We start from the raw sequence: 234 nt of genomic DNA, 5'->3' as shown, positions 1-234 counted from the left end.
CTTCTTTGTTCGTTTTCTGCTTTCTCTTTTATGCGGGACTAATGCAGAGTGTCTTAGCTGTAGATACAGCTGTTGACGAGACAATTTACGAGACGAAAATTGAAGCAATCGAAGCGAGCTATGCTAGTGATTCGATTGTCAGCCTCTTAGCAGCTGAAGAGCTTGATGAACACAGAGTGATGACTATTTATACGGTTAATGATCAGGACCTTGTCACCGAAGTACTAGAAGCAA

At 41.9% G+C, this 234-nt stretch carries 1 protein-coding gene; it reads left to right on the top strand.

What is annotated here, in order from left to right:
• Positions 1 to 41 precede the first annotated feature (41 nt).
• The coding region (locus RYX56_RS25425) for a hypothetical protein (protein ID WP_317124527.1) at positions 42 to 234 on the top strand (193 nt) is incomplete at its 3' end.

Origin of the sequence: Alkalihalophilus lindianensis (genome assembly GCF_032843265.1) — a bacterium.
GTDB lineage: Bacteria > Bacillota > Bacilli > Bacillales > Bacillaceae_D > Alkalihalophilus > Alkalihalophilus lindianensis.
This window is presented reverse-complemented; position numbering and strand designations above follow the sequence as displayed.